The organism is Kitasatospora sp. NPDC096140, from assembly GCF_040303045.1.
Classification (GTDB): Bacteria; Actinomycetota; Actinomycetes; order Streptomycetales; family Streptomycetaceae; genus Kitasatospora.
On the sequence record NZ_JBEOUW010000019.1, the window covers coordinates 73,656 to 96,246 of the forward strand.

General features: G+C 71.6%; 16 protein-coding genes. 11 read left to right on the forward strand and 5 right to left on the reverse strand.

The features are described 5' to 3' along the window. Positions 1-9: 9 nt before the first annotated feature. The 3 genes from ABT048_RS21040 to ABT048_RS21050 all read right to left on the reverse strand — a co-directional run bounded on the left by ABT048_RS21040 (position 10) and on the right by ABT048_RS21050 (position 4,192). On the reverse strand, positions 10-576 hold the full coding sequence (locus tag ABT048_RS21040) for a GtrA family protein (RefSeq protein ID WP_350522950.1): 567 nt from the start codon (positions 574-576) through the stop codon (positions 10-12). A gap of 55 nt (positions 577-631) precedes the next feature. After that, positions 632-3,043: an endopeptidase La gene (gene lon / locus ABT048_RS21045; RefSeq protein WP_350522951.1), complete on the reverse strand. Its 2,412-nt coding sequence runs from the start codon at positions 3,041-3,043 to the stop codon at positions 632-634. 378 nt (positions 3,044-3,421) lie between these two features. Further along, the gene (locus tag ABT048_RS21050; RefSeq protein WP_350522952.1) at positions 3,422-4,192 is read right to left on the reverse strand and encodes a rhomboid-like protein; all 771 of its coding nucleotides are present in this window, start codon (positions 4,190-4,192) and stop codon (positions 3,422-3,424) included. Between the two features lie 563 nt (positions 4,193-4,755). Between ABT048_RS21050 and ABT048_RS21055 the strand changes: the two genes are divergently transcribed. The 7 genes from ABT048_RS21055 (at position 4,756) to ABT048_RS21085 (ending at position 15,452) form a co-directional block, all read left to right on the forward strand. Then, complete coding sequence (locus ABT048_RS21055) at positions 4,756-5,493, forward strand: response regulator transcription factor (protein ID WP_350522953.1); 738 nt, start codon at positions 4,756-4,758, stop codon at positions 5,491-5,493. A gap of 92 nt (positions 5,494-5,585) precedes the next feature. Beyond that, positions 5,586-6,773, forward strand: a complete 1,188-nt coding sequence (locus tag ABT048_RS21060) for a sensor histidine kinase (protein WP_350522954.1) — start codon at positions 5,586-5,588, stop codon at positions 6,771-6,773. A gap of 233 nt (positions 6,774-7,006) precedes the next feature. Then, a complete protein-coding gene (locus tag ABT048_RS21065; protein ID WP_350522955.1) occupies positions 7,007-10,753 on the forward strand; it encodes a multifunctional oxoglutarate decarboxylase/oxoglutarate dehydrogenase thiamine pyrophosphate-binding subunit/dihydrolipoyllysine-residue succinyltransferase subunit in 3,747 nt (1,248 codons plus the stop codon). Between the two features lie 295 nt (positions 10,754-11,048). Continuing rightward, complete coding sequence (locus ABT048_RS21070) at positions 11,049-13,064, forward strand: serine/threonine-protein kinase (protein WP_350522956.1); 2,016 nt, start codon at positions 11,049-11,051, stop codon at positions 13,062-13,064. 46 nt (positions 13,065-13,110) lie between these two features. Further along, positions 13,111-13,290, forward strand: a complete 180-nt coding sequence (locus tag ABT048_RS21075) for a DUF6104 family protein (RefSeq protein ID WP_350522957.1) — start codon at positions 13,111-13,113, stop codon at positions 13,288-13,290. 214 nt (positions 13,291-13,504) lie between these two features. Then, positions 13,505-14,407 (forward strand): DUF4097 family beta strand repeat-containing protein, encoded by a 903-nt coding sequence (locus ABT048_RS21080; protein WP_350522958.1) that lies wholly within the window; start codon positions 13,505-13,507, stop codon positions 14,405-14,407. A gap of 1 nt (position 14,408) precedes the next feature. Continuing rightward, positions 14,409-15,452, forward strand: a complete 1,044-nt coding sequence (locus ABT048_RS21085) for a PadR family transcriptional regulator (RefSeq protein WP_350522959.1) — start codon at positions 14,409-14,411, stop codon at positions 15,450-15,452. A 111-nt stretch (positions 15,453-15,563) separates the two neighbouring features. Here ABT048_RS21085 and ABT048_RS21090 read toward each other — a convergent pair whose 3' ends face one another. Then, positions 15,564-16,526 (reverse strand): zinc-binding dehydrogenase, encoded by a 963-nt coding sequence (locus ABT048_RS21090; protein WP_350522960.1) that lies wholly within the window; start codon positions 16,524-16,526, stop codon positions 15,564-15,566. 111 nt (positions 16,527-16,637) lie between these two features. Further along, complete coding sequence (locus tag ABT048_RS21095) at positions 16,638-17,831, reverse strand: NAD(P)-dependent malic enzyme (protein ID WP_350522961.1); 1,194 nt, start codon at positions 17,829-17,831, stop codon at positions 16,638-16,640. Between the two features lie 584 nt (positions 17,832-18,415). Between ABT048_RS21095 and ABT048_RS21100 the strand changes: the two genes are divergently transcribed. The 4 genes from ABT048_RS21100 to ABT048_RS21115 all read left to right on the forward strand — a co-directional run bounded on the left by ABT048_RS21100 (position 18,416) and on the right by ABT048_RS21115 (position 22,498). Beyond that, positions 18,416-19,345 (forward strand): ABC transporter substrate-binding protein, encoded by a 930-nt coding sequence (locus ABT048_RS21100; RefSeq protein ID WP_350522962.1) that lies wholly within the window; start codon positions 18,416-18,418, stop codon positions 19,343-19,345. A 412-nt stretch (positions 19,346-19,757) separates the two neighbouring features. Further along, entirely contained in the window at positions 19,758-20,693 is a 936-nt protein-coding gene (locus tag ABT048_RS21105; RefSeq protein ID WP_350522963.1) for an ABC transporter substrate-binding protein, read from the forward strand. A 33-nt stretch (positions 20,694-20,726) separates the two neighbouring features. Then, positions 20,727-21,701 carry an amino acid ABC transporter permease gene (locus tag ABT048_RS21110; RefSeq protein ID WP_350522964.1) on the forward strand — a complete coding sequence of 325 codons (975 nt, stop codon included), beginning with the start codon at positions 20,727-20,729 and terminating at the stop codon, positions 21,699-21,701. Continuing rightward, positions 21,698-22,498, forward strand: a complete 801-nt coding sequence (locus ABT048_RS21115) for an amino acid ABC transporter ATP-binding protein (RefSeq protein ID WP_350522965.1) — start codon at positions 21,698-21,700, stop codon at positions 22,496-22,498. The genes ABT048_RS21110 and ABT048_RS21115 overlap by 4 nt, the downstream gene beginning before the upstream one ends. The last annotated feature ends 93 nt before the right edge of the window (positions 22,499-22,591 follow it).

Sequence of the window (22,591 nt, forward strand, 5' to 3'; positions counted from 1 at the left end):
CCTCGCCCCCTACGACACATCCCGTGGCATCTCGGGTGCAGCGTAACCGGGTTCCGGGGACACCGTCCCGACCAGGCCGGGTCCGGCCGCGGGACGGTCGGCGAGCCGGGTGAAGACCCACCGCTGCATCGCCCAGAAGCGGAACAGCATCGCGATGAAGGTGCCGACCACCATGCCGCTGAGGAAGTCCGCGACCTCCTGGGTGAAGGAGCTGACGAACGGCTCCCGCAGGTCCAGCACGTACCGCGAGATCGCCAGCGGCACGTCGTTGACGCCGATCGCCACCGCGCTGACCAGGAAGAACAGCAGGGCCTCGCGCTGGCGGCCGCCGGCCCGGAAGGCCCAGCGGCGGTTCAGCACGTACGAGACGACGGTGGCGATCACGGTCGCGACGGTCAGCGCGACCACCGGCTTGTGCTGCAGCACGGTGAACTTGAGCTCCAGGTTGATCACCATGGTGAGCACGAAGCAGGTGCCCCCGACCAGCAGGAACTTCACCAGCCGGCGGTGGCGCACCAGGAAGGGGCGCAGCCGGTCCGGCACCCGGGCCAGGGCGCGCTGCGTGGGGGACGGCATCTCCGCAGTCTCGCACGCGGAGATGCCGTCGGCCCCTGGAACCGGAAACCGCGGATCAGGCGGCCGCCACCAGTACCTCGGCCGGCTCCAGCGCCAGCTTCAGCACCTCGCGGACGTCCGACACCGGGTGGACGGTGAGCCGCTCCAGCACCTCGGCCGGGACGTCGTCCAGGTCGGCCTCGTTGCGCTTGGGGATGATCACCGTGGTGACCCCGGCCCGGTCGGCGGCGAGCAGCTTCTGCTTCACCCCGCCGATCGGCAGCACCCGCCCGGTCAGCGACACCTCGCCGGTCATCGCCACGTCGGTGCGCACCTTGCGGCCGGAGAGCAGCGAGGCGAGTGCCGTGGTCATGGTGATGCCGGCGCTCGGCCCGTCCTTGGGGACGGCCCCGGCCGGGACGTGCAGGTGCACGCCGCGGTCGCGCAGCGAGGTGACCGGCAGTTCCAGCTCGGCGCCGCGCGAGCGCAGGAAGGAGAGCGCGATGTGCGCGGACTCCTTCATCACGTCGCCCAGCTGCCCGGTGAGGGTCAGCCCGGTGCCGCCGGTCTCGGCGTCGGCCAGCGAGGCCTCGATGTAGAGGACGTCGCCGCCGGCACCGGTCACCGCGAGGCCGGTGGCCACGCCGGGGACGGCGGTGCGGCGTTCGGCCGGCTCCTGGGCGGACTCCGGCACGTGGTGCGGCCTGCCGATCAGGGCGCGCAGGTCCTCCGCGCCGACCGCGGCCGGCAGCTCGCGCTCGCCCAGCTCGGCCTGCGCGGCGATCTTGCGCAGCACCCGGGCGATCGAGCGCTCCAGGTTCCGGACGCCCGCCTCGCGGGTGTACTCCCCGGCGAGGCGGCGCAGCGCCGTCTCGTCGACGCTGACCTGCTCGCCGCCGAGGCCGGCCTTCTCCAGCTGGCGCGGGAGCAGGTGGTCGCGGGCGATGACGACCTTCTCGTCCTCGGTGTAGCCGTCCAGCCGGACCAGCTCCATCCGGTCGAGCAGCGGCTCGGGGATGGCCTCCAGCACGTTGGCGGTGGCGAGGAAGACGACGTCGGAGAGGTCGAGCTCGACCTCCAGGTAGTGGTCCCGGAAGGTGTGGTTCTGCGCCGGGTCCAGCACCTCCAGCAGGGCGGCGGCCGGGTCCCCCCGGTAGTCGGAGCCGACCTTGTCGATCTCGTCGAGCAGGACGACCGGGTTCATGGAGCCGGCCTCCTTGATCGCCCGCACCAGCCGGCCGGGCAGCGCGCCGACGTAGGTGCGCCGGTGGCCGCGGATCTCGGCCTCGTCCCGGACGCCGCCGAGCGCGACCCGGACGAACGTGCGGCCCATGGCGCGGGCCACCGACTCGCCGAGCGAGGTCTTTCCGACCCCGGGAGGCCCGACCAGGGCCAGCACCGCGCCGCCCCGACGGCCGCCGACCAGCCCGAGCCCCTGGTCGGCCCGGCGCTTGCGGACGGCCAGGTACTCGACGATGCGCTCCTTCACGTCGGCCAGGCCGGCGTGGTCGGCGTCCAGCACCGCGCGGGCGCCGGCGATGTCGTAGGCGTCCTCGGTGCGCTCGTTCCAGGGCAGCTCCAGGACGGTGTCCAGCCAGGTGCGGATCCAGGAGCCCTCGGGCGACTGGTCGGAGGCGCGCTCCAGCTTGTCGACCTCCTTGAGCGCGGCCTCGCGGACGTTCGCCGGGAGGTCGGCGGCCTCGACCCGGGCGCGGTAGTCGCCCTCCTCGTCGGCCGGTTCGCCGTTCAGCTCGGCCAGCTCCTTGCGGACGGCCTCCAGCTGGCGGCGGAGCAGGAACTCCTTCTGCTGCTTGGCCACGCCCTCCTCGACGTCCTTGCGGATGGTGTCGTTGACCTCCTCCTCGGCGAGGTGGTCGCGCAGCAGGGTCAGCGCGTACTCCAGGCGGGCGACCTGGTCGGCCTCCAGGAGCACCTTGAGCTTCTGCTCGGCGGTGGCGAAGGGCGCGTAGCCGATGTTGTCGGCGAGCTCGCCGACGCCCTCGATCTGGGCGACCCGGTCCACGATCTGCCAGGCGCCGCGCTTGCGCAGCCACTGGGTGGACAGCGCCTTGTACTCCTTGACCAGCTCGGCGGCCCGGCCGGCCACCGGGGTGCCCACGGAGGACTCCCGGAACGGGGTGGTCTCCACCCAGAGGGCGGCGCCGGGGCCGGTGGTGCCGACGCCGATCCGGAGCCGGCGCACGGCGCGCACCAGCGCGACCGGCTGGCCGGCGGTGTTCGGGCCGTCGGCCAGCCGGCCGACCTGCTCCACGGCCGCCAGCGTGCCGGCCGCCGCGTACGAGCCGTCCACCCGCGGGACCAGAAGGACCTGCGGCTTGCCGCCGCCGGCGGCCGCGGCGCGGGCGGCCTCGACGGCGGCGCGCACCTCGGTGTCCTTCAGGTCCAGCGGGACCACCATGCCCGGCAGGACGACCTCGTCGTCGAGCGGCAGCACGGGCAGGGTGAGCGGTGTGGACGTCGATGCCATGATCTCTCCCCAGTCAGTGAACTTGAGTCGACCTGACTAAGGCTTGGCGGGGGCCGGATGTTCCCGGGGTTCAGTTCGCCGTGAGCGAACACGATCCGGCCGGGAAGGCGGCGCGGGCGGGCCGCGGGCGGGCCGTCAAAAGCGCACCTGGGAAGCGTCCGTCGAATCTGGGGAATTCCTGGACGTGCCGAGGGAGCCCAGCCCCCCGAACCCCGGCGCATGAACGTCAGCACGCGAACGTCGGCACGTGAACGGCAGCGCGTGAATGGCTGCACGTGAACATCAGCGCGTATACATCAGCGCGTGAACGTCAGCGCGTGAATGCCCGCACGTGAATGCCGGTGCGCCGACCTCGGCGCGAACCTCGGCGCGCGAGCCTCAGCGCGCGGTCCGCACGCGCGCCCCGCCGCGCGCGGGCGCGGCGCCGACCGTCGCGGTGCGGGACCGGGGCGGGCGCCGTTCGATGCGCCGCAGCCAGCGCCAGAGCGCCACCCCGGTGAGCACCGCCGCCGGGTGCCCCACCGCGGTGACCACGTCCTTGTCGGAGGCGATCTGCTCGGCGATCATCAGCCCGGCGCCGCCCAGCGCGAGCAGCCGCCCGGGCCAGGAGAGCAGCCCGGCCACCGCGCCCAGGCAGGCGAGCACGCCGTAGCTGACCCCGATGTCCAGGTGGTCCATCGCCTCGGGCGCCATCCGCCCGGTCTCCACCGCGAGGATCACCACGCCCTGGGAGAGCAGCGTGGCCGCGACGTGCCCGGCCGCGAAGACCGCCGCCGCCCGGGCCGGCCCGACCTTGCGCTCCAGCGGCGCGAGGGTGAAGGCGAATCCCCACAGGTACGGCATCCACACCTCGCCGGCCACCCAGAACCCGCTCAGGACGAGGGCCCGGACGGGATGCTGGAGCAGGTTGTGACCGTCCGAGCTGGAGGCCTCCTGCAGGCGCTGCACGAGTTCCGGGTCCGCGAGCCCGGCGAAGGTCGTGGTGGCTCCCACGACGGCGAGGTACCCGAGGGTGAAGGGGTTGCGCCGGGGTGTCGGCACGCGTTCCAGCAGCCACCGCACGACGCCGGTGCGCAGCCCGTGCCGGAGCATCCCGTACGGCGCTCCCGCGGGCGCGCAGCCGTCGGCGTCCCGCCGCAGACCCGCCATGCCGCCTCCGCTCCGCACCCGTAGCCGCCGGCTCACTCCCCGTGCCCAACGTACCGGCACGCACCGCGGGTTCCGCCCGGACGGGTGTTGTCGTGGCCACGGTACGTCGAGGTTCTGGGAGGCAGCTGGGAAAAGCCCGTGAAGACCGCCGCCTCGGCGGAGTGCCGGATTCCCGACATTGGTCCAGACCTTGTTTCGATTGACGCGTCAGTAGGGCCTCTGACCGGCGACTTGGCGTCAACTCGACTGCATACGTACCGTTACGCAGTGAAAATTCGCCGGGTAAGGTATCGGCCCGTGCCCACTCGTGCAGTGGGTCAGCGGGCGGCCCGAACAGCCGGCCCACGGGCCGGAAACGTCCGGTCCACCTGCCGGAAAGCATCCGTTGTCCGTACGCTGCGAAGTGCGCGGGAGAAGTGGGCGGCCGACGAATCCGTCCTCGCCTCCCGATCGCGCGACGGGACGGCGGACCCGGCACAGTCCACGACGGAACAAGACTACGAGCGGAGCCCCGCCATCCCCACAGGTGGCCGGCCCGCAGCCCTGGGGGCGGTGGCGTGACCGTGACAGAAATTCAGCAGGACAACGTCAACACCGGCGGCACGGTGAGCAGCCAACGCAGAGTGCTGGTGGTGGAGGACGAGCCGACGATCGCCGAGTCGATCGCGGCCCGACTGGGCGCGGAGGGCTTCAAGGTCGCCGTGGCCCACGACGGCCCCGGCGCGGTCGACGGCTTCCACACCTGGCAGCCGGACCTCGTCGTCCTCGACATCATGCTGCCCGGCTTCGACGGCCTGGAGGTGTGCCGCCGGATCCAGGCGCAGCGCCCGGTGCCGGTGCTGATGCTGACCGCGCGCGACGACGAGACGGACCTGCTGGTCGGCCTCGGCGTCGGCGCGGACGACTACATGACGAAGCCGTTCTCGATGCGCGAACTGGCCGCCCGGGTCAACGTGCTGCTGCGCCGCGTCGAGCGCGCCCAGCAGGCCGCCCGCACGCCCGCGCTCGGCAGCCTGCGCTTCGGCGAGCTGGAGATCGACCACGTGCAGCGCCGGGTCCGGCTGGCCTCGGGCGACGTCCACCTGACGCCGACCGAGTTCGACCTGCTCGCCTGCCTGGCCGCCCAGCCGCGCGCGGTGCTCACCCGCGAGCAGTTGCTGGCCGAGGTCTGGGACTGGACGGACGCGTCCGGCACCCGCACGGTGGACAGCCACGTCAAGGCGCTGCGCCGGAAGATCGGCGCCAGCTGGATCCGCACCGTGCACGGCGTCGGGTACGCCCTGGAAGCCCCGCTCTCCTAGGCCGACCCCGGACGACGGGCCGCCGGGGGGCCCGTGTCCGGACGACGCCTGGCCACCACGCGGGGGACACACGCGGGGACCACAGGGAACCAATGACCTTTCCACAGCAACGCAACGGGGAATCCGACGGCGCGCGGCCGCAGCCGCTGGCCGTCCGTGCCGCCCACCGGGTCTGGGCCGACATCCGGCCGCTCGACCCGGTCCGCTCGATCAAGGGCAAGCTCGCCCTGCTGGTGATCGTCTCCGTGTTCCTGGCCACCGGGATGGTGGTCGTGGCGATCCGGTCCGAGACCCAGATCCGGATCATCATGGTCTTCTCCATGATCGCCTCGCTGCTCTTCATGCAGTTCCTCGCGCACGGGCTGACCGCCCCGCTGCGCGAGATGACGGACGCCGCCCGCGCGATGGCCTCCGGCGACTACAGCCGCCGGGTCGAGGTGAACTCGCGCGACGAGATCGGCGAACTCGCGGCCGCCTTCAACGGGATGGCCGCCGACCTGGAGGCCGCCGACCAGCACCGGCGCGAGCTGGTCGCCAACGTCTCGCACGAGCTGCGCACGCCGATCGCCGCGCTGCGCGCCGTCCTGGAGAACGTGGTCGACGGTGTCGTCCAGCCCAATCCGGCGACCCTGGGTGCGGCTCTGGAGCAGACCGAGCGGCTCGGCCGCCTGGTCACCCACCTGCTCGACCTCTCCAAGATCGACGACGGCGTGGTCGACCTGGACGCGCGCCCCTTCGAGGTGCGCGAGTTCCTGGACGGCGTGCTGCGCGGGGTCACCGTGGACGGCGCGACGGCCGGCGGGGCCTTCTCCCGACGCGGGGACGTCCGGCTGGCCCTGGAGGTCAGCCCGGCCGGCCTGACCGGCGTCGCGGACCCGGAGCGGCTGCACCAGGTGGTCGCCAACCTGGTCGACAACGCCTGCAAGCACTCCCCGCCCGGCGGGACCGTGACGGTGCGCGCGCGGCCCGACGGCGAGAACGGCGCCCTGCTGCTGGAGGTCCAGGACGAGGGCCCGGGCATCCCCCTGGCCGACCGCACCCGGGTCTTCGAGCGGTTCAGCCGCAGCGGCACCGCGACCGCCGCCGGACCGGGCGCGGACGGCGGCACCGGTCTGGGCCTGGCCATCGCCCGCTGGGCGGTGGACCTGCACGGCGGGCGGATCGCGGTCGCCGAGTCGCCGCGCGGCTGCCGGATCGAGGTCCGCCTGCCCGGGCGACGGCCGGGCGACGGCCGGGACATTTGTCACAGATCCGACACAGACGCATACGAAGATCGTTAGCGGATTACTGTACGGGTTTGTCCGGTTTGGTCCGGGTATCAGGCGCCTTCGACGCCGATCGGTTCCCCTCAGATACGGCTTTCTAACGTACTTTTTCAGCCAAACTGCAGGTCAGGACTGTGATCTGGACGACGCCTGGCCCCCGGGGACTGCGCGATCATCGGTCAGGGGCGTAGCCTTAATCCCCGCTGTCCAAACATCCCAAAAGGAAGCGGAAGAGGGCGGTTGCCGCCGTGTCGCCACAGTCCCAAGAAACCCCCAACAGCTCGGCAAGCTCCACTGGCTTCGGCCCCAATGAGTGGCTCGTCGACGAGATCTACCAGCAGTACCTCCAGGACCCGAACTCGGTCGACCGAGCCTGGTGGGACTTTTTCGCCGACTACAAGCCCGGTACCGAGGTGACCCCAGTGACCCAGGCCGCGACCCAGGCCGGCCCCACGCCGACCCCTGCCGCTGCCCCCGCGCCCGCCGCTGCTGCTCCGGCCGCGCCCGCCACCGCCGCACCGGCCGCTCCGGCCGCTCCGGCCCCGGCTGCCGCCCCGCTCGCCGCCGCGCCCGCCGCGCCCCCGGCCCCGAAGGCCGCCGCCCCGGCCCCGGCCGCGCCCGCCGCCACCGCCGGCCCCGAGCTGGTCCAGCTGCGCGGCCCGGCGAAGGCCGTCGCCACCAACATGGACGCCTCGCTGGAGGTGCCGACCGCGACCTCGGTCCGCGCCGTGCCGGCGAAGCTGTTGATCGACAACCGCATCGTCATCAACAACCACCTGCAGCGCGCCCGCGGCGGCAAGGTCTCCTTCACCCACCTGATCGGTTACGCCCTGGTCCAGGCCATCAAGGCCGCCCCGGGCATGAACCACAGCTACAAGGTGGAGGACGGCAAGGCCTTCCTGGTCAAGCCGGAGCACGTCAATCTCGGCCTGGCCATCGACCTGGTCAAGCCCAACGGTGACCGCCAGCTGGTCGTCGCGGCCATCAAGAAGGCCGAGACCCTCGACTTCTTCGGCTTCTGGCAGGCCTACGAGGACATCGTCCGCCGGGCCCGCGCCAACAAGCTGACCATGGACGACTTCACCGGCGTCACGGTCTCGCTGACCAACCCCGGCGGCATCGGCACCGTGCACTCCGTGCCGCGCCTGATGCAGAACCAGGGCACCATCGTCGGCGTCGGCGCCATGGAGTACCCGGCCGAGTTCCAGGGCTCCGCCCCGGAGACCCTGTCCCGCCTGGGCGTCTCCAAGATCATGACGCTGACCTCGACCTACGACCACCGCGTCATCCAGGGCGCGGCGTCCGGCGAGTTCCTGCGCGAGATCCACCGCCTGCTGCTCGGCGAGAACGGCTTCTACGACGAGATCTTCGAGTCGCTGCGGATCCCGTACGAGCCGGTCCGCTGGGCCACCGACGTCGCCACCACCCACGACGACGAGGTCAACAAGACCGCGCGCGTCATGGAGCTGATCCACTCCTACCGGGTCCGCGGTCACCTGATGGCCGACACCGACCCGCTGGAGTACAAGCAGCGCAAGCACCCCGACCTGGACGTCACCACGCACGGCCTCACCCTGTGGGACCTGGAGCGCGAGTTCGCGGTCGGCGGCTTCGGCGGCCAGAAGATGATGAAGCTCCGCGACATCCTCGGCCTGCTGCGCAACACCTACTGCCGCACCGTCGGCATCGAGTACATGCACATCCAGGACCCGAAGCAGCGCAAGTGGCTGCAGGAGCGCCTGGAGAAGCCGTACTCCAAGCCCGAGCGCGAGGAGCAGCTGCGGATCCTCCGCCGCCTGAACTCGGCCGAGGCCTTCGAGACCTTCCTGCAGACCAAGTACGTCGGCCAGAAGCGCTTCTCGCTGGAGGGCGGTGAGTCGCTGATCGCGCTGCTGGACGCGACCATCGACGCCGCCGCCGAGCACCGCCTGGACGAGGCCGTCATCGGCATGGCCCACCGCGGCCGCCTGAACGTGCTGGCCAACATCGTCGGCAAGCCGTACGGCAAGATCTTCGGCGAGTTCGAGGGCAACCTCGACCCGAAGTCGATGCACGGCTCCGGCGACGTCAAGTACCACCTGGGCGCCGACGGCACCTTCACCGGCCTGGACGGCGAGACCATCAAGGTCTCGCTCGCCGCGAACCCCTCCCACCTGGAGGCCGTGGACCCGGTCGTCGAGGGCATCGCCCGCGCCAAGCAGGACATCCTGGACCAGGGCGGCACCACCTTCCCGGTGCTGCCGATCCAGATCCACGGCGACGCGGCCTTCGCCGGCCAGGGCGTCGTCGCGGAGACCCTGAACATGTCGCAGCTGCGCGGCTACCGCACCGGCGGCACCGTGCACGTCGTGGTGAACAACCAGGTCGGCTTCACCGCCGCCCCGGCGTCCTCGCGCTCCTCGATGTACTGCACCGACGTGGCCCGCATGATCGAGGCCCCGATCTTCCACGTGAACGGCGACGACCCGGAGGCCGTGGTCCGCGTCGCGCGGCTCGCCTTCGAGTTCCGTCAGGAGTTCCACAAGGACGTGGTGATCGACCTCATCTGCTACCGCCGCCGCGGTCACAACGAGGCCGACAACCCGTCGTTCACCCAGCCGCTGATGTACGACCTGATCGACAAGAAGCGCTCGGTGCGCAAGCTGTACACCGAGGGCCTGATCGGTCGCGGCGACATCACCATGGAAGAGGCGGAGCAGGCGCTCCAGGACTTCCAGGGCCAGCTGGAGAAGGTCTTCGCCGAGGTCCGCGACGCGGCCCAGGCGCCGGCCGACGCCACCGCCGGCAAGCCGGTCGCCGACTTCCCGGTCTCCATCCAGACCGGCATCTCCCAGGAGATGGTCAAGCGGATCGCCGCCTCCCAGGTGAACCACCCGGACTGGCTGACCGTCCACCCGCGTCTGCTGCCGCAGCTGCAGCGCCGCGCCGGCTCGGTCGAGGACAACACCATCGACTGGGCGATGGGCGAGACCCTCGCCATCGGCTCGCTGCTCATGGAGGGCCACCCGGTCCGCCTGGCCGGCCAGGACAGCCGCCGCGGCACCTTCGGCCAGCGGCACGCCGTCCTGATCGACCGCAAGACCGGCGAGGACTACACCCCGCTGCAGTACCTCACCGAGGACCAGGCCCGCTACACCGTCTACGACAGCCTGCTGTCGGAGTACGCGGCCATGGGCTTCGAGTACGGCTACTCGCTGACCCGCCCGAACGCGCTGGTCATGTGGGAGGCGCAGTTCGGCGACTTCGTCAACGGCGCGCAGACCATGGTGGACGAGTACATCGCCTCCGCCGAGCAGAAGTGGGGCCAGCACTCCGGCGTCACCCTGCTGCTGCCGCACGGCTACGAGGGCCAGGGCCCGGACCACTCGTCCGCCCGCCCGGAGCGCTTCCTCCAGCTGTGCGCGCAGAACAACATGACGGTCGCCATGCCGACCCTGCCGTCGAACTACTTCCACCTGCTGCGCTGGCAGGCGCACAACCCGCACCACAAGCCGCTGGTCGTCTTCACCCCGAAGTCGATGCTGCGTCTGAAGGCCGCGGCGAGTGCGACCGAGGAGTTCCTGTCCGGCTCGTTCCGCCCGGTCATCGGCGACGCCACCGTCGACCCGGCGCAGGTCCGCAAGGTGGTCATCACCGCCGGCAAGTTCTACTACGACCTGGAGGCGGCCCGCACCGAGCGCGGCGTCACCGACACCGCGATCGTCCGGGTCGAGCGGCTCTACCCGCTGCCGGTGGCCGAGCTCCAGGAGGAGCTGGCCCGCTACGGCGACAACGTCCAGTTCGTCTGGGCGCAGGAGGAGCCGGACAACCAGGGTGCCTGGCCGTTCATCGCGATGAACCTGGTCGACCACCTGCAGGTCGTCATCGGCCGCAGCGCCGGCGGCTCCCGCCTGCGCCGCGTCGCCCGCACGACGGCCTCGTCCCCGGCGGTCGGCTCGGCCAAGCGGCACGCCGCCGAGCAGCAGGCGCTGATCGAAGAGGTCTTCTCGCTCTGACGCCAGACGCTGCGGCGCCCTGAGGCGCCGAGGGCTCACCGGCCCCCGTCCTCCCACCCGGGAGGACGGGGGCCGCGTCGTTCTCCGCCGCCCGCTTTCCACCGCTCGTTCCCGGGAGAACCGTTTCACCGTCGAGCCATGTCAAGGTTCCAGCTCTGCAACCAAACCGGAACCGCTGTGCACGGACTCCTGACGGATCGATAGGTTATGCCTCGCCAGAAGGACGCCGGACGCCCGTCGTCGCGCCCGCCGCCCCGGCCGTACCGCCTCACCGCTCTCCCAGGGGGACCACCACATGACCGCCGACACGCCTCGGAACGCCGGAAAGCTCCCTCCGGTCTTCCAGCCGCTCCTGCCGGACGATCCCAAGGAGGTCGGCGGCTACCGGCTGTTCGCCCGGCTCGGCGCCGGCGGCATGGGCCGGGTCTACCTGTCGTACACCCCGGGCGGGCGCCCGGTCGCGCTCAAGGTGGTCCGCCCGGAGTTCGCCGAGGACGGCGAGTTCCGCCGCCGCTTCGCCCAGGAGGTCAGCAACGCCCAGCGGATCCACGGGCTCTACACCGCGCAGGTGATCGACTCCGGCGGGCTGGACAGCGACGCCCCCTGGCTGGTCACCGCGTACGTCCCGGGCCCGTCCCTGCAGCAGGTGGTGCGGGAGAACGGCGCGCTGCCGGTGCGCACCGTCCTGCTGCTGATGGGCGGCATCGCCGAGGCCCTGCAGGCGATCCACAGCGTCGAGGTGGTCCACCGCGACCTCAAGCCCGCCAACGTGCTGGTCGCCGGGGACGGCCCGCGGGTGATCGACTTCGGCATCGCCCGGGCCGCCGACGCCACCGCGCTGACCGGCACCGGCTACCGGATCGGCTCGCCCGCCTTCATGTCCCCCGAGCAGGCCCAGGGGCGCCCGGTCACCCCGGCCACCGACGTCTTCGCGCTCGGCGCCCTGGCCGCGTACGTGGCCGGCGGCACCGCGCCGTTCGGCGACGGCCCGGACACCGCGGTGCTCTACCGCGTGGTGCACGAGGAGGCCGACCTGTCGGCCGTCCCGGCCGACCTGCGCGAGCTGATCCAGCGCTGCCTGGCGAAGAGCCCGGAGGACCGCCCGACCCCCGCCGAGATCATCCAGGTCGCCCGCAACCACCCGGAGGTCGGCGGCCAGCTGCGGTTCGGCGACGACTGGCTGCCGCGCGAGGTCAACACCGAGATCACCCGCCGCTCCGACCTGCCCAAGACCCCGCCGACGCCGCTGCCGGCCGCGCCCGCCACCCCGCCGACCCCGGTGCCCGCGATGCCGGCGATGCCGGCCGCCGCCCCGGCCGCTCCCCCGCAGCCGCCCGTCGCGCCGACCCACCCCGTCGCCGCCCCGACCCACCCGACCCATCCGGCCACCGCGGTGCACCCGCAGCAGCCGCCCGTGACGCCCCCGCAGGGCTTCGCGCCGCCGCCGCTCGGCTCGTACGGCGCCCCGCAGCCGCCCACCGAGTCGCCGACCGCCCCGGTGCTGACCACCCCGCCGACCGTCCACCTGCGGTCCGAGCCGCCGTCGTACGACACCCCGCCGCCCGGCCCGGTGGTGACCGCCGACCCGCAGCCCGAGAAGGAGCCCGAGCCCAAGCGCAAGGGCGGGGTGTCCTGGAAGGTGCTGCTCACCGTCGCCCTGGTGATGGCGGTCGGCGGCACCGCGGGCGGCGTGGTGCTGATGAAGAAGCTGGACGACGGCAAGAAGAAGGACAGCGCGGCCGTCAGCAGCGGCCCGTCCACCCCCAACCCGGCGCCCGTCCAGACCGAGAGCTCCTCCCCCGGCCCGAGCAGCACGTACACCAACGCGCCGGTGACGGCCGCGCCCTCGAAGTCCCCCCAGGGCACCGTCTCGGCCCCGGCCCGGCCGACCGGCTACTCCCTGATGCTGGACAAGAAGTCGCTGGCGATCCCCGGGGCCGACTACTCCTCCGACTCCTACCGGATCGACCTGGACGCGGGCACCGTGGTGCCGCGCTCCAACGACATCAAGTGGGGCCTGGGGGTGAGCAACGTCGGCGGCGCCGGCAGCAAGGCCAACTCCTTCACCAGCTACGGCGACAACAAGTCGGACTTCGCGGTGATCACCGAACCGTCCGTCACCGCCGAGCAGTGCGCGGCCGCGATCGACTCCCGGCCGGACACCGACCTCTCGTACAACCGGGTCGCCCCGGGCCGCCTGCTCTGCGTGCGCGACCGGGTCACCCACAACATCGCCATCGCGGCGATCGACCAGGCCGACCCGACCACCGGTGCCGCCAAGGTCACCGTGAGCACCTGGCGGGCCAGCTGACCGGTCTATCCTGACCGGGTCAACCCCCATCGGACCGGAGCGAACCGTGTACTTCACCGACCGAGGCATCGAGGAGCTGCAGAACCGGCGCGGCGAGGAGGAGGTCAGCTTCGAGTGGCTGGCCGAGCGCCTGCGCGAGTTCGTCGACCTCAACCCGGACTTCGAGATCCCGGTCGAGCGGCTGGCCACCTGGCTGGCCCGGCTCGACGACGAGGACGACGAGTGACCCGGTGACGGCCTGCGAGAGGCCCGGGAGGCAACCCGCCTCCCGGGCCTCTCGCGCGTCCGCGGACGGCCCCGGCCGGCGGCCCGTAGGGGAAGCCTCGGGGGCGGATCGGGGTCGGGATCGGGGTCGGGCACGCTTGACTCTCCCGGCACGCGATATATCGTCTTTAGAAGAGAACGCGATACATCGCGATCGGCAACGGGAGGCGGCAGAGATGAGCCAGTGGACGGTCGAGGGCCCCGAGAGGATCACCATCGACGACGCGGTCCGCGCGCTGCACGTGCGGATCATCGAGGGCAGGGTGAACGTGGTGGCGGCCGAGGGCCCGGCCCGCCTGGAGGTCACCGAACTCCAGGGCGATCCCCTGCACGTGACCGTGGTGGACGGCGTCCTGACGGTCACCTACAAGGACATCAACAGCTGGGGCGAGTTCGGCGACTGGCTCAAGTCGGTCGGCTCGGTCAAGAGCTTCTTCGGCTCGCTCAAGCGCAAGCGGGTCGCCGGCATCACCCTGACCGTGCCGGCCGACACCGAGGTCAAGCTCGGCACGGTCTCCGCCGGCACCACCGTCTCCGGCGTCACCGGGCACGTCTCGGTGCAGAGCGCCAACGGCGACACCACCCTGGTCGGGCTGACCGGCCGCACCGACGCCAACACCGTCACCGGTGACGTGGACGCCCAGTCGGTCGGCGGCCAGCTCCGGGTCAACACCGTCTCCGGGCAGCTGACCGTCGTCGCCGGCACCGCCGACCGGGTCCAGGCCAACGCCGTCACCGGGGCCGTCACCCTGGACCTCGACGTCGACGGCGAGGCCGACGTCAAGGTCACCACCGTCAGCGGCCCGGTCGTGGTCCGGATCCCCTCCCGCGCCGACGCCAAGGTCGAGGCGGGCTCCACCAGCGGCGACATCTCCAGCAGCTTCGAGCAGCTCAAGCTGAGCGGCTCCTGGGGCGCCAAGAAGCTGTCCGGCCAGCTCGGCGAGGGCCGTGGCAAGCTCAACGTCACCACCGTCTCCGGCTCGGTCACCGTGCTGAGCCGCCCGGAGCCGGAGGACGACGGCCCGGCGAAGGAGCTCCCGGCCGGCTCCGGCAAGCCCGACTTCACCAAGGAGGCCTGAGATGACCCCTGTGTTCGGCCACGGCCGGCTCCGGCTCTACCTGCTGAAGCTGCTGGACGAAGCCCCGCGGCACGGCTACGAGGTGATCCGTCTGCTGGAGGAGCGCTTCCAGGGCCTGTACGCGCCCTCGGCCGGGACGGTCTACCCGCGGCTGGCCAAGCTGGAGCAGGAGGGCCTGGTCACCCACAGCACCGAGGGCGGCCGCAAGGTCTACCGGCTGACCGACGCCGGACGGGCCGAACTCGAAGCCCGGCAGGGTGAGTTGGACGAGCTGGAGCTGGAGATCCGGGACTCCGTGGCGCAGCTCGCCGGGGCGATCCGCGAGGACGTCCGGGACAGCGCCAAGGACCTGCGCGAGGAGCTGTGGAAGGCCGCCAAGCAGACGCCGCGGCCGGACCGCGCCGAGCGCGCCGAGCGCGCGGGCGACCCGTGGGCCGGCCCCTGGGGCGACAACGACTCCTGGCAGCGCGCCAAGGACGAGTTCGCCGAGTTCAAGCGGCAGGCCAAGGACCAGGCCAAGCGCGCCCGGGAGCAGGAGAAGGCGGCCAAGGCCAAGGCGAAGGCGGCCGAGGAGGAGGCCCGCCGGCTGCGCGAGCAGGCCAAGGCCTCGCGCACCGCCGCCCAGCAGGAGGCGCTGCGGATCAAGCGCCGGGTCGAGCAGCAGGTGCGCGAGCACGCCGCGAAGGGCGACTGGCCGACCGGGCTGGCCGAGGGCCTGGCCGAGCTGACCAAGGGCCTGTCCGGGCTGGCCGACGCGGCCCGCTGGGGCCACCCGTCGGACGAGCCCGCCCCGTCGGACGAGCGGATCACCGTCACCCGGATCGACCTGGACGAGGACGAGCCGGCCGCACCGGCCGACCTGCCCGCGTGGACGCGCACCGACCCGGCCGAGGACCCGGCCCGCGAGCTGGAACGGCTGCTCGACCGCTTCCGCGACCAGGTCCGCGACGCGGCCCGGGACGGCGGGGTGAGCGGGGACAAGCTGGCCGAGGCCCGCCGGGTGCTGGGCGCCGCGGGCGAGCGGCTGAAGCGGCTGCTCGGCTGACGGCCGCAGGGCAACCGTCCGGCCCGGCCGGACGAAAGGCCGGCCGGACCGGCCGGCCCGAACGAAGGATCGGGCCCGGTGCTCCCGCGCGGAGCGCCGGGCCCCCTCGCGTCAGGGGTTGAGGACGATCTTGCCGAAGACCTCGCCCTTGGCGAGCCGGGCGAAGCCGTCCCGGGCCTCGCTCAGCGGCAGCACCGAGTCGATCACCGGGCGGACGCCGGTGTTGGCGCAGAGCGCGAGCAGCCCGGCCAGCTCCTCCTTGGTGCCCATGGTCGAGCCGACCACCTTGAGCTCCAGGAAGAAGATCCGGTTCAGCTCGGCGGCGCTCGGGTTGGGGCCGGAGGTGGCACCCGAGATGACGATGGTGCCGCCCGGACGCAGCGACTTCACCGAGTGCGACCAGGTCGCGGCGCCGACGGTCTCCATCACCGCGTCGACCCGCGCGGGCAGCCGGGCGCCGCTCTCGAAGGCCGCGTCCGCGCCGAGCTCCACGGCCCGGCGGCGCTTGGCCTCGTCCCGGCCGGTGACCCAGACCCGCAGGCCGGCCGCCTTGCCGAGGACGATCAGCGCGGTCGCCACGCCGCCGCCGGCCCCCTGCACCAGGACGGTGTCACCGGGCTTGACCCCGCCGTTGGTGAACAGCATCCGGTAGGCCGTCAGCCAGGCGGTGGGCAGGCAGGCGGCCTCCTCGAAGCTCAGCTCGGCGGGCTTGGGCAGCAGGTTCCAGGTGGGCACCGCCACCTGCTGGGCGAAGGTGCCCTGGTAGCGCTCGGTCAGGATGGAGCGCGGCTCGTTCGGGCCCACCCCGTGGCCGCTCTGGCCGATCACCGAGTGGATGACCACCTCGTTGCCGTTCTCGTCGACGCCCGCCGCGTCGCACCCGAGGATCATCGGCAGCTTCTCGGCCGGGAGGCCGACCCCGCGCAGCGACCACAGGTCGTGGTGGTTGAGGCTGGCGGCCTTGACCGTGACCACGCTCCACCCGGGGCGGGCCTGCGGCTCGGGGAGTTCGCCCAACTCCAGTCCGCTGAGCGGGTCGTCGGCATCGATACGTGCGGCGTAGGCAGCAAACATGATCCGGACGATAGCGGCGGACGACCGAGGCCGGGAACCACGCGTGGGTGTGACGCGCGTCCCGGCCTCGGCCGTGTACGGGATGTCCGGTCGGATCGTCGGACCGGATCGTCAGATCCGGGCGACGCCCTCCGCCCGGGCCGCCTCGGCGACGGCCTTGGTGACCGCCGGGGCGACCCGCTCGTCGAACGGCGAGGGGATGACCTTCTGCGGGGTCAGCTCGTCGGCGACCACGCCGGCCAGCGCCTTGGCGGCGGCCAGCTTCATGCCCTCGGTGATCCGGCTGGCCCGGACCTGCAGGGCACCGGCGAAGATGCCCGGGAAGGCCAGCACGTTGTTGATCTGGTTCGGGAAGTCGCTGCGGCCGGTGGCCACGACGGCCGCGTACTTGTGCGCGACCTCGGGGTGGATCTCCGGGGTCGGGTTGGCCATCGCGAAGACGAAGGCGCCCTCGGCCATGGTCGCGACGACCTCCTCCGGCACGGTGCCGCCGGAGACGCCGATGAACACGTCGGCGCCGGCCAGCGCGTCGGCCAGCGAGCCCTTGACGCCCGTGCGGTTGGTCAGCCCGGCGATCTCGGCCTTGACGTCGGTGAGGTCGCCGCGGCCCTCGTACACCACGCCCTTGCGGTCGCAGACCGCCACGTCGCCGATGCCGGCCGCCACCAGCATCTTGGCGATGGCGATGCCGGCCGCGCCCGCACCGGAGATGACGGCCCGCAGCGAGCCGATCTCACGGCCGGTCACCTTGGCCGCGTTCCACAGGGCGGCGGTGGTGACGATCGCGGTGCCGTGCTGGTCGTCGTGGAAGACCGGGATGTCCAGGGCCTCCTGGAGCCGGCGCTCGATCTCGAAGCAGCGGGGGGCGGAGATGTCCTCCAGGTTGACGCCGCCGAAGGAGGGCGCCAGCCGGACCACGGTCTCGACGATCTCGTCGACCTCGGTGCAGGCCAGCGCGATCGGCACCGCGTCCACGCCGCCGAACTGCTTGAACAGGATGGCCTTGCCCTCCATCACGGGCAGCGAGGCCTGCGGGCCGATGTCGCCGAGGCCCAGCACCGCGGTGCCGTCGGTGACCACCGCGACGGTGTTGGACTTCCAGGTGTAGTCGTTGACCAGCTCCGGCTGCTCGGCGATGGCCGTGCAGACGCGGGCGACACCGGGGGTGTAGGCGAGGGACAGGTCGTCCGCGTCGCGCACCGGGACGGTCGCCCGGATCTCCATCTTGCCGCCGCGGTGGAGCGCGAAAACCGCGTCGACCGGATCGTCGGTGTCCTGGGTGCTGCTGATGATCTCCGCTGCCACGATGACCTCTTCGTCATTGATCTGGCGAGGACGCGCGACCGACGGACAGGGCGACCCGTCCGGAAACCGGAAACCGGGTACGCCGAAGCGGACCCGGAACGGGGTCGGGGCGCTGCCGTCGGGCGGCGCCCTCGGATGAGGGTTTTATGGGGTCTTGTGTTGTCCGCGTTAGTGCTATCGGGCCGAGCCTAGGTCGGACGAAGGCACCGCACCTGTGCCTTTTCGTCCTCGTCACGTGCGGTTCATCGCCGCGCTGTCGCGTCACTGGGCCCGGCGTCGGAAGCGCCGGGCACCGGCGGCGGCAACGGCATGAGCGCACGCGCACCCGCAGGAGTGAACTCGGACGCAGGGGGAGTCGGCACTCCGGATACGGAGCCGCGTGAGGACTTCCGTTCCCGAGCACCCCGAGCCTGTCGGGGCCCGGCGGTCCGGTTCGAGCGTTCGGGGGTCACCCGGTACCGAATTCTGACACACCCGCCGCCGGGCCCGGCAGGGCGGGATGGCAGGATCGCGTGGCCGCCATTTCGCGCACACCACCGCGACACCGTGGCGGCCGCACGTCCCTCCCACAGGAGCAGCCCCTCATGCCTCACCTCCTCCCCTTCCGTCGTCCGGTGCTCGTCGGCGCCGTCCTGGCCACCGCCGGTGCCCTGCTGCTGACCGGCTGCGGAGGCGGCGGGCAGGCCGCCTCCGCGGACGACCCGGTCAAGGACGTCCGGGACAAGCTGCCCGCCGCCCAGCGCTCCGCCGGGGTGCTGCGCATCGGCATGGACGTCAACTACGCCCCGGTGGAGTTCCGCGGCCCGGACGGCAAGCCGGCCGGTCTCGACCCGGAGATCGCCACCGCGCTGGGCAAGATCCTCGACGTGCGGATCGAGTTCGTGGACACCACGTTCGCCAAGCTGATACCGAACCTGCAGTCCAAGCAGTACGACGTGGCGATGTCCGCGATCAGCGACATCCGCCAGCGCCGCGACGGCTTGGACGACAGCGGCAAGCAGGCGAACCCCGGCGTGGACTTCGTGGACTACTTCATCGCCGGCACCTCGATCGTCGTCCCGAAGGGCAACCCCAAGGGGATCAAGACCCTGGACGACCTGTGCGGCAAGACCATCGCGCTCCAGCAGGGCACCACCCAGGACGAGATCGCCACCCGGCAGGTCGGGGTCTGCGCCCGCACCGGCCGCCAGCTGACCACGCACAAGCTGGACAGCGACGCCAAGGCGCTGGCCGAGGTCGCCTCCGGCGCCGCCCAGGCCGGGCTGAACGACTTCCCGGTGGCCGCCTACGCGGCGAAGACCACCGACGGCGGCAACCGCTACGAGGTGACCGGCGGGCAGTCCACCTCCAACCCGTACGGGATCGCGGTGCGCAAGACCGACACCCAGCTGCGCGACGCGATGGCCAAGGCGGTCGACCAGCTGATCCGCAGCGGCGAGTACGACAAGATCCTCGCCAAGTGGAGCGTCAGCGCGGGTGCGGCGCAGAACGCCGTGGTCAACGGGGGTATCTGAGCGGACGGGCGGCGGGCCTCCGGGCAGAGCACAGAGGGATCTGCATACTTATGCGGAGGGTGACAGGGGCCAGGAATAGGTCCGAATAGCGGACGGTGTGACCCCTCGTTATCCGATTTTGATCTGGATGAGGGTCACCTGACCGTCCTCAGATGGCAGGATTCCCCCCATCTCGGATCGAGCCGGCCACTGGTCGAGGCGGTTCGGTCAACGTCCACCTCGGCGGAGGGTGGCGGATGCAGTAACCCGTTCAACCCTGGGCGGTCCCAGCGTCCAGGCACTGCAAAACCCGGCCTGCACGTACGACGACGTACGACGCACACCCGTACGGCGCCGTACGGCTCGCAACCCCGGTGCGCCGCTCCCGCGGCGCGCTCCGCCCGACCTTCTCTCCCAGGAGGAGATCCCCCTCATGACCGCCCGTACCAAGCGCAACCGGCTCTTCGCGGCCGGTGTGGTCGCCGCCTCGGTCTCCCTCGTGCTGACCGGTTGCAGCAGCAGCAAGTCGTCGTCCAGCTCGCCCTCCGGCGGCGTGAACGCGTCCGCCACGATCCCGGCGGTCGCCGCCGACCCGGCGCTCGCCGCCCAGGTGCCGGCCGACGTCAAGTCGACCGGCAAGATCGTCGTGGCCGCCGACGCCTCGTACGCGCCCAACGAGTTCCAGGACGCCCAGAACAAGATCATCGGCATGGACGTGGACCTGGCCAACGCCATCGGCCAGAAGCTGGGCCTCCAGGTCGAGGTCCAGAACTCGCCGTTCACCGCGATCATCCCGGGCATCCAGGCCAACAAGTTCCAGCTGGGCATGAGCTCCTTCACGGACAACAAGGAGCGCGAGGCCACCGTCGACATGGTGACCTACTTCTCCGCGGGCACCAGCGCGGCGGTCAAGAAGGGCAACCCCGACAAGATCGACCCGAACGACCTCTGCGGCAAGAAGGTCGCCGTCCAGACCGGCACCACCCAGGCCGACCAGATCAAGGACGTCATCAACCCGGCGTGCGTCAAGGCCGGCAAGCCCCCCATCCCCAACGACGGCGACAAGTTCGACCTGCAGACCGACGTGACCACCGCGCTGGTCTCCGGCCGCGACCAGGTCATGCTGGCCGACTCCCCGGTCGTCGACTACGCCCTCAAGCAGACCAACGGCCAGCTCGAACAGCTCGGCACCGTCGAGGGCAAGGCCCCGTACGGCGTGGTCCTGGCCAAGGGCTCCCCGCTCGCCGCGCCCGTCCAGGGTGCCGTCCAGTCACTGATCGACGACGGCACCTACAAGGCGATCCTTGAGAAGTGGGGCGTCCAGGCGGGCGCGATCGACAAGTCCGTGACCAACGGCGCCACCAGCTGACCCCCCGCCAGTTCCCCACCCCCTGAGGCCACTGTGAACCATTCCGATCAGGGGGAGGCGCACCCGGGACGGCCCGAAACCCTCAAGGCCGTCCCGGTCCGCCACCCCGGCCGGTGGGCCGGAGCCGTCGTCGTCGCGGTCCTCGCGGCGATGCTGCTCCACGCCCTGATCTTCAATCCCGCGTTCCAGTGGGATGTCGTCAACACCTACCTCTTCGATTCCAGCATCGTGCACGGCCTCGGTGTGACCCTGGAACTCACCGCGCTGTCCATGATCATGGGCGTGGCCGGCGGCATCATCCTCGCGGTGATGCGGCTGTCGCCGAACCCGCTGCTGTCCGGCACCGCGTGGTTCTACATCTGGGTCTTCCGCGGCACCCCCGTGCTGGTCCAGCTGGTGTTCTGGAACTTCATGGGCGCGCTGTGGCCCAAGCTGTCGATCGGCATCCCGTTCGGCCCCGAGTTCTGGTCCGAGTCGACCAACACGCTGATCCCGGTGTTCACGGCGGCACTGCTCGGCCTCGGCCTGAACGAGGCCGCGTACATGGCGGAGATCGTCCGCGGCGGCATCCAGTCGGTGGACGAGGGGCAGACCGAGGCGGCCCACGCACTCGGCATGAGCCGCTTCGCGACCATGCGCCGGATCATCCTGCCGCAGGCCATGCGGGTGATCATCCCGCCGACCGGCAACGAGACCATCTCGATGCTCAAGACCACCTCGCTGGTCAGCGTCATCGCGCTGGAGGAGCTGTTCCGGGCCGGGCAGAACATCTACTCGCGCACCTTCCAGACCATCCCACTGCTGATCACCGTCAGCCTCTGGTACCTCTTCCTCACCTCCGTGCTGACCATCGGGCAGTACTACGTCGAGCGGTACTACGCTCGGGGTACCACCAGGACCCTGCCGCCGACCCCGATGCAGCGGGTCCGCAGGATGTTCGCCGGCAAGCCGACCCCGAAGGCCGACCACGACGTGGTTCCGGGGCTTGAGGGAGGTGGTCACGTATGACCGATCTGACCAAGACGCCCACGGACTCCGTGCCGGGCGAGCCGATGGTCAGGGCCGAGGGCGTGCGCAAGTCGTACGGCCTGGTCGAGGTGCTCAAGGGCATCGACCTGGAGGTCAGGCCCCGCGAGGTGTTCTGCCTGATCGGCCCGTCCGGCTCCGGCAAGTCGACCTTCCTGCGGTGCATCAACCACCTGGAGAAGATCAACGGCGGCCTGCTGTCGGTGGACGGCGAACTGGTCGGCTACCGGCGCAAGGGCGACAGGCTCTACGAGCTGAGGGACCGCGAGGTCGCTCTCAAGCGGCGCGACATCGGCATGGTCTTCCAGCGCTTCAACCTGTTCCCGCACATGACCGCCATAGAGAACGTCATCGAGGCGCCGGTGCAGGTCAAGGGCGAGTCCAAGGCCGACGCGCGCGAGCGCGGCATGGCCCTGCTGGAGCGGGTGGGGCTCTCCGACAAGGCGAAGAGCTACCCCTCGCAGCTCTCCGGCGGCCAGCAGCAGCGCGTCGCGATCGCCCGCGCGCTGGCCATGAAGCCCAAGCTGATGCTCTTCGACGAGCCCACCTCGGCGCTCGACCCGGAGCTGGTCGGCGAGGTGCTGGACGTCATGCGCGGCCTGGCCGAGGAGGGGATGACGATGATCGTCGTCACCCACGAGATGGGCTTCGCCCGCGAGGTCGGCGACGCGCTGGTGTTCATGGACGGCGGTGTGGTGGTCGAGTCCGGCAACCCCCGCGAGGTCCTCACGAACCCGCAGCACGAACGCACCAGGTCGTTCCTCTCCAAGGTGCTCTGAGCCCATCCCGTCGGGGGGGGGGGGGGGGGCCGCGCCCGCCGGCCCCCGGGTTTCCAAAACCCGGTAAAATATGTAGGAAAAAAAAAGCGAAAC